Source organism: Staphylococcus ureilyticus, assembly GCF_002902235.1.
In the GTDB taxonomy this organism is placed as follows: domain Bacteria; phylum Bacillota; class Bacilli; order Staphylococcales; family Staphylococcaceae; genus Staphylococcus; species Staphylococcus ureilyticus.
The window spans coordinates 1-9,207 of record NZ_PPRL01000121.1; the positions used below are offsets into that span (position 1 = coordinate 1).

General features: G+C 32.5%; 9 protein-coding genes, 2 tRNA genes and 1 pseudogene. 8 read left to right on the forward strand and 4 right to left on the reverse strand.

Translation table 11 applies throughout. The features are described 5' to 3' along the window. Positions 1 to 27: 27 nt before the first annotated feature. Positions 28 to 91, forward strand: a tRNA-Asn gene (locus CD150_RS11190). Positions 92 to 99: 8 nt separating this feature from the next. Then, positions 100 to 188, forward strand: a tRNA-Ser gene (locus CD150_RS11195). 736 nt (positions 189 to 924) lie between these two features. Here the strand turns inward: CD150_RS11195 and CD150_RS11200 are convergent. Beyond that, positions 925 to 1,266 (reverse strand): magnetosome magnetite crystal formation protein family, encoded by a 342-nt coding sequence (locus CD150_RS11200; protein WP_080937822.1) that lies wholly within the window; start codon positions 1,264 to 1,266, stop codon positions 925 to 927. Between the two features lie 96 nt (positions 1,267 to 1,362). Here CD150_RS11200 and CD150_RS14010 point away from each other — a divergent pair. Further along, a pseudogene (locus CD150_RS14010) lies at positions 1,363 to 1,494 on the forward strand (nucleoside triphosphate pyrophosphohydrolase family protein); the annotation flags it as partial. A 337-nt stretch (positions 1,495 to 1,831) separates the two neighbouring features. On the opposite strand, the gene CD150_RS13945 reads toward CD150_RS14010, so the two are convergent. Together CD150_RS13945 and CD150_RS11205 are read right to left on the reverse strand one after the other, a co-directional pair. Then, a complete protein-coding gene (locus CD150_RS13945; RefSeq protein ID WP_019469096.1) occupies positions 1,832 to 1,921 on the reverse strand; it encodes an SAR1012 family small protein in 90 nt (29 codons plus the stop codon). A gap of 108 nt (positions 1,922 to 2,029) precedes the next feature. After that, positions 2,030 to 2,242: a TM2 domain-containing protein gene (locus CD150_RS11205; protein WP_046208085.1), complete on the reverse strand. Its 213-nt coding sequence runs from the start codon at positions 2,240 to 2,242 to the stop codon at positions 2,030 to 2,032. Positions 2,243 to 2,418: 176 nt separating this feature from the next. On the opposite strand from CD150_RS11205, the gene CD150_RS11210 reads away from it, so the two are divergent. Next, the gene (locus tag CD150_RS11210; protein WP_073342570.1) at positions 2,419 to 2,970 is read left to right on the forward strand and encodes a GNAT family N-acetyltransferase; all 552 of its coding nucleotides are present in this window, start codon (positions 2,419 to 2,421) and stop codon (positions 2,968 to 2,970) included. An 87-nt stretch (positions 2,971 to 3,057) separates the two neighbouring features. Here the strand turns inward: CD150_RS11210 and CD150_RS11215 are convergent, their stop codons facing one another. Beyond that, positions 3,058 to 3,996, reverse strand: a complete 939-nt coding sequence (locus tag CD150_RS11215) for a 1,4-dihydroxy-2-naphthoate polyprenyltransferase (RefSeq protein WP_064209416.1) — start codon at positions 3,994 to 3,996, stop codon at positions 3,058 to 3,060. Positions 3,997 to 4,186: 190 nt separating this feature from the next. On the opposite strand from CD150_RS11215, the gene CD150_RS11220 reads away from it, so the two are divergent. The 4 genes from CD150_RS11220 to menB are packed head-to-tail and all read left to right on the forward strand — an operon-like array spanning position 4,187 to position 8,818. Continuing rightward, complete coding sequence (locus CD150_RS11220; RefSeq protein ID WP_073342567.1) at positions 4,187 to 5,539, forward strand: isochorismate synthase; 1,353 nt, start codon at positions 4,187 to 4,189, stop codon at positions 5,537 to 5,539. Then, the gene (menD, locus tag CD150_RS11225; RefSeq protein WP_073342564.1) at positions 5,532 to 7,214 is read left to right on the forward strand and encodes a 2-succinyl-5-enolpyruvyl-6-hydroxy-3-cyclohexene-1-carboxylic-acid synthase; all 1,683 of its coding nucleotides are present in this window, start codon (positions 5,532 to 5,534) and stop codon (positions 7,212 to 7,214) included. The genes CD150_RS11220 and menD overlap by 8 nt, the downstream gene beginning before the upstream one ends. Further along, a complete protein-coding gene (gene menH / locus CD150_RS11230; protein WP_103161598.1) occupies positions 7,201 to 8,007 on the forward strand; it encodes a 2-succinyl-6-hydroxy-2,4-cyclohexadiene-1-carboxylate synthase in 807 nt (268 codons plus the stop codon). The genes menD and menH overlap by 14 nt, the downstream gene beginning before the upstream one ends. Further along, positions 8,000 to 8,818 carry a 1,4-dihydroxy-2-naphthoyl-CoA synthase gene (menB, locus tag CD150_RS11235; RefSeq protein ID WP_046208091.1) on the forward strand — a complete coding sequence of 273 codons (819 nt, stop codon included), beginning with the start codon at positions 8,000 to 8,002 and terminating at the stop codon, positions 8,816 to 8,818. The genes menH and menB overlap by 8 nt, the downstream gene beginning before the upstream one ends. Positions 8,819 to 9,207: the final 389 nt, after the last annotated feature.

Sequence of the window (9,207 nt, forward strand, 5' to 3'; positions counted from 1 at the left end):
TCGTGGGCTCGGAGATGTGTATAAGAGACAGGCTCAGTGGTAGAGCTATCGGCTGTTAACCGATCGGTCGTAGGTTCGAGTCCTACCTGTGGAGCCATTGGAAACGTACTCAAGTTGGCTGAAGAGGCGCCCCTGCTAAGGGTGTAGGTCGCGAGAGCGGCGCGAGGGTTCGAATCCCTCCGTTTCCGTAAATTAGATAATCCCGTTAAGTTGACGTGAGTAAAACGTTGATTTGACGGGTTTTTTATTATATTTGGATAAGCTTGGTTAAGTGTCTAAAATGAACTTTTAAGACGATGAAACGCCAATAGTTATATAGATTTTACAAGTTACGCCAACGCATTGGTGTGAGTTTCCATACTTTCTAACGCTTGAATAGCCTTATCGTTTTCGGATTGAACTGTTTCCGTAAAAACAGAAAAATCATTTCAAGTAAATACTTTGGATAACAAAAGAACGTTGTTAAATCAGCGTTCTTTTTATTTTATGAAAAATATACAAAAGTGAATTCTATAAATTTTGGTCAACATGGGACGACTTGAACACTTTTAAAATTTTTTTGTACGTTGAGTTGTCCAGCTAAAAATTAAAGGCTTTATGTTGCTTATCATCTTCCTGTGATTTCAATTATTCAAGCAAATGATTATATACTCACCAAGTAATTTCAATATTTGCATGACCTAATCTTTTACTAATATATTGCATTGAAAATTCTTTACTTTAATATATTGATGCATGGGTGTGTCTTATCAAAAGTGATGTAAAATTATCAATATTGTTTCTAACAAGAACTTTTTTAAAGTCTTTATAGCTGCTTTATTTGTAATTAATGTCACGGCAGTATTGATAGATTGTAGCATGTAGACGATGAAAGGGAGAGAATATAAAGATGGAAAAAGCCATCCAGTTAAGGATGGGACAATATTATTTATCCGTAAGCAATTTGATACCACGAATGATGTTGAAAAGAAATATAATGCCAGCAATGAGTAATAAAAAAATGCCTATACCGAATGAAACATTAGATATTACTTCTTGATTGTCAAAAGGTTTATCGAAAACTTCTCGAGAAAAGATGAAACCTAGATTTGCAAAGAATAAGAAAATATATACCCAAATGTGATTAAATAATGCTTTTCTACCATGAGTAGAAGTTGGTTTTTCAGCAAATATCCAAACGAATATTGGAAATATAATTGGTGCGAAAAACACACTGAAATAACTTAATGATGATAAAATATTTTGATTTTTATTAGATTGATTCAATACAATCACCTCCAAAGCAATTAAAACATTTAGCAAAATAAATTTGAAGCAATATATAAAATCTAACAATATTGTTAGATAAGGAAGAATATTTAAATTACGAACATACTAGATCAATTAGTAATACAAGTAGAACAATGGAGTATAGATAAAAAATTACATAATGGTAATTCAGATAGGCGAACATTATAATTCTATGAAGAAGCTGGCAAAGTCGGTGCAGCATTATAACGTAACAAAATGGAAGATTTAAAAGACGATAAAGGTAATGCCGAATTCCCGTTAAGTTGACGTAAATAATACGTTGATTTAACTTTTTTGTTACGTCCGGTTAATTTTCGATAAATACGTAATAAAAATTATGCGACAACATTAGCAAATAGTAATTGCTTTTCAGTAAAACATAAAAGTAAGTTTAAATGAATAATTTAGATGTGGATGGGTGCAGAAAAGAGAGAGATTTATTATTATATGGATTTGTTTTCCGTTATTGCAATATGACAGGAGCATCATTGCTCATGCATAAGCCCCACTAACTCAATAAATTGAGAAGTGGGGCTTTAATTTATTTTGTTTTTTTACTTATTAAGTTTCTAATTCCTCTTACAATATAACCGACAATCAGTGTTCTAAAAACACGTTTTATAATATTCATAAAATTTTACCTCCTAAACGAAACTCATACATGCTACTTACATACCTTTACCCATTTTTTATAAGTGTAATGAAAATGTAAGGGATTTTTTAGCAAGTTAGTATAAAACTATTTTTCGAGGGTAATGAGACCATTTTCATCTGCTTTGTTAAAGAAAATTGTTAATATTCCGCTAATGATAGCAATAATATAAGGGATGCCAGTCCAAAAAAATATTAAATGTATAATACCTTGTAGTAATTGGTTTGAGTAAAATTTATGTATGCCACACCAACCCAAAAGAAATGCAAGTACGACGTATATAACTTTGTTTACTTTCATGTGTATAATGTCCTTTCATTTTCTAGATTATTGTATTAATTATCTCTTAAATAGTGAAATTGAACAAATAAAACAATGTGACAAAATTTGAATTATATGGTTGTTATTACATCGAAATTTTAAATTGATTCAGATATAATGGAATTAATAATCGTAATAAATAAAGGAGAAATAAAATGATTAGAAAAGCTAAGCCTAGTGACAAAAAAGATATTGCAGAATTATGTTATATCATTTGGAGTCAATTAGATATCGATATGGTAAAGGAAGTCGAAAAATTTCGTTTGCTAAATATAATGGAACAAAGCATGGTAGATGTAAAATATAGAGGGCACATTAGTAATGTATGGGTGTATGAAATTGATGGTAACGTTGCAGGCTGTTTGATCGCATATCCAGGCAGTAAAGAATTAGAACTTGAACAAGCATGGCTAGACATGGATTTAGAGGAAGATATAAAATCTTATGGCACACCAATGCCGATGAAAGAGGCTGCTGATGATGAATGGTACATTGAAACTGTAGCAACATTTCCTCATTTTCGTGGAAATGGTGTAGCAACGAAATTGATTAAACATGTCATTTCAAACTACCCAGATGAAAAATGGAGTTTAAATTGTGATGTTGATAATACTTCAGCATTACGTGTCTATGAAAAATTAGGTTTTGAAATTAAAAGTGAATTTGATTTATATGGACATAAGCATTATCACTTAGTATATGTTTAGCATATACTAGTAAAAAATACAAAATCGTTCATCAAATGAATGAAGAACGATTTTGTATATATATAATAAATTAAATACAGGGTGTTATTAAATCCCGCCTAATAAAGCACTGATATAGATACCTAATGCATAAAGGAAACCAAAGAATGTATTTGTTTTTCCAGTTGCAGCCATTGCAGGCATCATTGTTTCAGGTGTGTCGTTCTTTTTAAATCTTCTAACTGCTTTGATTGGCATTGGGAAAGATAATAAAGCTAGCAAGAAGAAAATCGAACCACCAGGTTTAAAGAAAGTGATATAGATAACGAGTAAATAAGCGACGATATACATCAATGCTAAAAAGCGTACAGCATTATTTTTCCCTAATAAAATGGGTAATGTTTTTCGACCACTTGCCTTATCTTTAACCCAATCCCTGATATTATTGCCCATGTTGATAAGACCAATTGTGATTACGATTGGAATGCTAATCCATACCGCTAAACTTTGTATGTTACCAGTTTGGATAAAGAAGGCAATTAAAATAATTATCATACCCATAAATATTCCTGAGAATAGTTCACCAAAAGGTGTCCATGAAATCGGGAATGGTCCACCTGTATATAGGTAACCTACTGCCATGCATACTAACCCAATAGGTAGTAACCAGAATGAACTTTGGGAAGCAATAAATATACCTAAAATCGCTGCGATAATATAAAATGTTATGGCTAAGTTCATGACTAATTTTGGACTCATGCCATTTCGCACAATTGCGCCACCGATACCTACTGAAGTATGGTCATCTAAGCCTTTTTTAAAATCATAGTATTCATTAAACATGTTTGTAGCCGCTTGGATAAGTAAACATGCCACTAGCATAGCAATGAATAAGCTAAGCTTTAGATGATCTTCACTACCTAGAAGGAATATTTTTGCAGTTGCAGTACCTACTAAAACTGGAACTACTGCAGCAGTCAATGTGTGTGGCCGCATTAAGTGCCAGTATTTTCTGACTGTTGAATATTGTTGGTATTGAGATGCCATAATGATTTACCTCGAATTCTTTTAATATAATTAATTTTTATCAAATTAATTTTAATAGAAGAAGTTGTAAAGGTCAACTTACGTAAAAATTGTATACATGAAATAAGCTGAAAAACGTACACAGATTGTGAAAAGTGGTACAATATTATAATGAGTGTAAACTGATATTGAAATGAAAGAAGTGAAATAGATGACTTTAGATGTCAAGGAAAGTGAAATTGTCGAAGCGGTATACGAAAGTAACCATACTTGGGTTTCTGTAGAAGCAAAATTAGATTATGAATTAGAACCTTCATTATTATTTCATTTAACCGAAGATTGTGCGGGAGACCGTTTTTATTTCAAGAAAAATGACAACGAAACTTCATTCTTTGGCTATCATGCTATCACGAGATTTAAAAACGATTTTGAAAATAAACAATCTATTTTTCGTGAGTGGGAAAAGTATAAAAATGATATTGAGTTAATACATCCAAATTCAGAAAGACATCATTTGAAAATCTGTGGTGGTTTCCAATTTTCAACGCATAAATCAGGTGATGAATGGCGTGAGTTTGGTATTAATCATTTTGTCTTACCTGAAGTACTCGTTACGATGGAGCAGGGACAATCATTTATAACGTATACAGTAGAAGCCGATAAGTTTGAGATAGATACTTTCTTAGCAATCATTGATAGACTTACACAAAAGGACGTTCAACCTAGTGATGAAATAGGGGATATTAAAAGAATTGACGATATTTATAAAGACGAATGGCGTGAGTTAGTTAAAGATACAATTGATATTTTAGATGAAAATAAAAAAATTGTCCTTGCAAGAAAAAGGCTTATTATGTTTGATAAAAACATTAACATTCCATATATACTCAATAGGGCAATGCAGGGTGAACATAATAGCTACTTATTTGTGCTTGAATCACAAGATAGTGTGTTTTTCTCCCAAACCCCTGAGCAATTAATGGAAGTCAAAGATGACGTGTTATCGACGAAAGCTGTTGCTGGTACAATTAAAAGAACACATCGAGATGACATAGATAAGGCAAATATTGATGCATTTTTAAACGATGACAAGAATTTAAATGAGCATCATTTTGTTGTTAAAAGTATATTAAATGATATCAAACCTTATGTAGAAGAAATTACATTTAATAAAAAACCTCAAATTTTAACAAATGATCATTTATATCATTTATATACCAAAATTGAAGGACGGTTGTTACAAAATTCATATATTGGATTATTAGATAATCTTCATCCTACACCAGCATTAGGTGGTTATCCTAAGGAAGAAGCAATTTCTTATATTGAAAATAATGAATTTGGTACACGAGGTCTATATGGCGCACCAGTAGGATATATTGATATGTATGATAACTGTGAGTTCATCGTAGCTATTAGATCGATGTTAATTAAAAAGAATCAAGCTACTTTATTTGCTGGTTGCGGTATTGTACAAAATTCTGATGCTGATAGTGAAGTAGAAGAAACTGCGGTTAAATTCAATCCGATGATGAAAGCTTTAGGAGTAGAGAAATATGAGTAATCACACAGACGCTTTAACAAAACAAGTTTTTACATTAGTCTCAGAACTATATGCATATGGCATAAGAGAAGTGGTAATAAGCCCTGGTTCTCGTTCAACGCCACTAGCTATTGCTATAGAGGCACACCCAAAACTGAAATCTTGGATTCATCCAGATGAACGTAGCGCTGCTTTTTTTGCGATGGGGTTAATGAAAGGTAGTGAAAGACCAGTTGCAATTTTATGTACATCTGGTACTGCAGCTGCCAATTATACGCCTGCAATTGCAGAAAGTGATTTAAGTCATTTACCATTAGTCGTATTGACGAGTGATAGACCGCATGAATTAAGAGGAATAGGTGCACCTCAAGCGATAAATCAAACAAATATGTTCGAGAATTATGTTCAATACCAATTTGATTTTCCAATAGCAGATGCCGATGAATCACAAGATTATTTGTTAAACACTATCAAATTTCAAATACAAAAAGCAAGCCAATATTTCTACGGTCCGCATCGTGGACCCATACATTTGAATTTGCCATTTAGAGAGCCATTAACACCGAACCTAGAAAAAGTAGAATGGTTAAATTCAGATAATAAGATCTTGCCTCATTATCAAAAAACAGCAAGTTTGAATGAAATCAAAACGATTATGCAAAAACGTAAAGGCCTCATTGTTGTGGGTGATATGCAACATCAAGATGTAGATCAAATACTTACTTATGCAACCATACATGACATGCCTATTTTGGCAGACCCTTTGAGTCAATTACGTAAAGAACATCATCCTAATGTAGTGACAACTTATGATTTACTGTATAGATCGGGGTTATCTATAAATGCTGATTTTATTATTCGCGTAGGTAAACCAGTGATTTCTAAAAAAGTAAATCAATGGTTAAAAGCTACAGAAGCTTTTCAAATATTAGTGCAAAATAATGATCAACCAGATGCATTTCCAAAGGTACCGCATGTATCTTACGAAATGTCGGCCAATGATTTCTTTAGGCAGCTTTCTGAAATTCCAACTGTAGAGCGAAAAAATTGGTTAGAAAAATGGCAATCACTAGAAAAGCAAGCACATATAAAAATCAAAGATTATTTGAGAACTGCTACGGATGAGTCAGCTTTTGTAGCAAATCTATTAGATAAATTGACGAAAGAGGATGCATTATTTGTTAGCAATAGTATGCCAATCCGTGATGTCGATAACCTATTTATAGATTGTGAAGCAGAAATTTATGCTAATAGAGGTGCAAATGGCATAGATGGTGTTATTTCCACAGCGATAGGAATGGCAGCACATAAACGTGTCACATTATTAATAGGTGATTTAGCATTTTACCATGATATGAATGGTTTACTTATGTCAAAATTAAATGATATTAACTTAAATATCATACTTTTAAATAATGATGGCGGCGGAATTTTCTCCTTTTTACCACAAAAGTCGTCTGCTGATATTTATTTTGAAAGACTATTTGGTACACCGACAGGATTAAACTTTGAACATGCTGCATTACTTTATGATTTTTCTTACAGACGTTTTGAAACAATTGAAACTTTTAAGTATGCAGAACTGTCAAAACTTGGTGCACATGTATATGAAATCATTACAAATCGTGATGAAAACTTAAGCCAACACCAAAATCTTTATTTGAAATTGAGTGATATTATAGATGTTACATTATAAATTTGATCAATCTACAAAGAATTCAAATGATTTGATCGTATTATTGCATGGATTTATAAGTGATCAATCGACATTCGATGAACATATCAAAACGTTCACAGATGAAATAAATGTATTAGCCATTGACTTGCCAGGTCATGGTTTTGATCAATCAAGTGAAACGAGTCCTTGGAATTTCGAATTTATCTGCCAATTATTAGACGATACATTAGCTTTGTTTAAGGCATATCGTATTTTTTTACACGGTTATTCTATGGGTGGTAGAATCGCTTTATATTATGCGCTTTATGGAACGTGCCACTTAAATGGATTGATATTAGAAAGCAGTTCACCAGGTATTGCAGATGAAGACGACCGCATCGAAAGAATTCAAATTGATCAAGCACGTGCAAAAGTTTTAGAAATCGCTGGATTAGAAATTTTTGTAAATGATTGGGAAAAATTACCTTTATTTCAAAGTCAGTATAATTTAAATACAGAAACAAAACGAAAGATTCGTCAAATGCGATTACAACAAAATCCTGTGAGATTAGCAAAAGCTTTACGAGAGTATGGTACTGGACAAATGCCTAACTTATGGCCAAAAATATCAGATATTGCAGTTCCAACTTGTATAATTGTAGGAAGTTTCGACGAAAAATTTATAAAAATTGGTTATCACATGTGCGACTTAATACCAGAGACGAGTCTAAATGAAGTTAATGGTAGTGGTCATACTGTACATGTGGAAGAAATGACAGAATTTGATAAAATAGTGTTAGGTTTTATTTTTAAGGAGGAGCAAAATGACTAGACAATGGGAAACAATTAAAGAATATAAAGAGATTAAGTACGAATTTTATAACGGCATAGCCAAAGTAACTATTAATAGACCTGAAGTTCGTAATGCGTTTACGCCAAATACGGTACAAGAAATGATAGATGCATTTACAAGAGCTAGAGATGATCAACGTATTTCGGTTATTGTCCTTACAGGTGAAGGCGATAAAGCATTCTGTTCAGGTGGAGACCAAAAAGTACGTGGCCATGGTGGCTATGTAGGTGAAGATCAAATTCCGCGTCTTAATGTGTTGGATTTACAAAGATTGATACGTATTATTCCAAAACCTGTCATCGCGATGGTTAGAGGATATGCAATTGGTGGCGGAAATGTATTAAATGTTGTTTGTGACTTAACAATCGCTGCAGATAATGCAATATTTGGTCAAACAGGTCCAAAAGTAGGATCATTTGATGCAGGTTATGGTTCAGGATATTTAGCGCGCATTGTAGGACATAAAAAAGCACGTGAAATATGGTATTTATGCCGTCAATACAATGCACAAGAAGCTTTAGACATGGGCTTAGTAAATACGGTTGTACCTTTAGCTGATATAGAGGATGAAACGGTTAAATGGTGTGAAGAAATGATGCAACATTCTCCGACAGCATTAAGATTCTTAAAAGCAGCGATGAACGCTGACACTGATGGATTAGCAGGATTACAACAAATGGCGGGCGATGCTACGCTGTTGTATTACACAACAGACGAAGCTAAAGAAGGCAGAGATGCGTTTAAAGAAAAACGTAATCCTGATTTTGATCAATTCCCTAAATTCCCATAAGTAAAGATATTTAGTAACAATGCGTCAATAAATATAGAGGCTTTTGAATGCAAGTCATGGTATTAAAACTAAAACGACAACCGTTAATTTCTAGTGAATATTTAGAAATTAACGGTTTTTTTTATTGTTTTAAAGTTGTCTAGTGATTATTTGATGCTGAGTGACAAATTGGCCAATGCATGGTTCGAACGAATACACCTTATTACCAAAATGATACATAATGATTGGTTATATGAATCTAAAGCTAAAAAAATTCATTTTCATCAATGATAAAAATGAGAATATAAAATGAAAATCCAGGTTTTAAATTTATTATTAAAAATTAAATGAAAAACATGTAAGTTGGATAAAATTAGTTTTCAGAATATTCTATTGACTGATACTAGTAA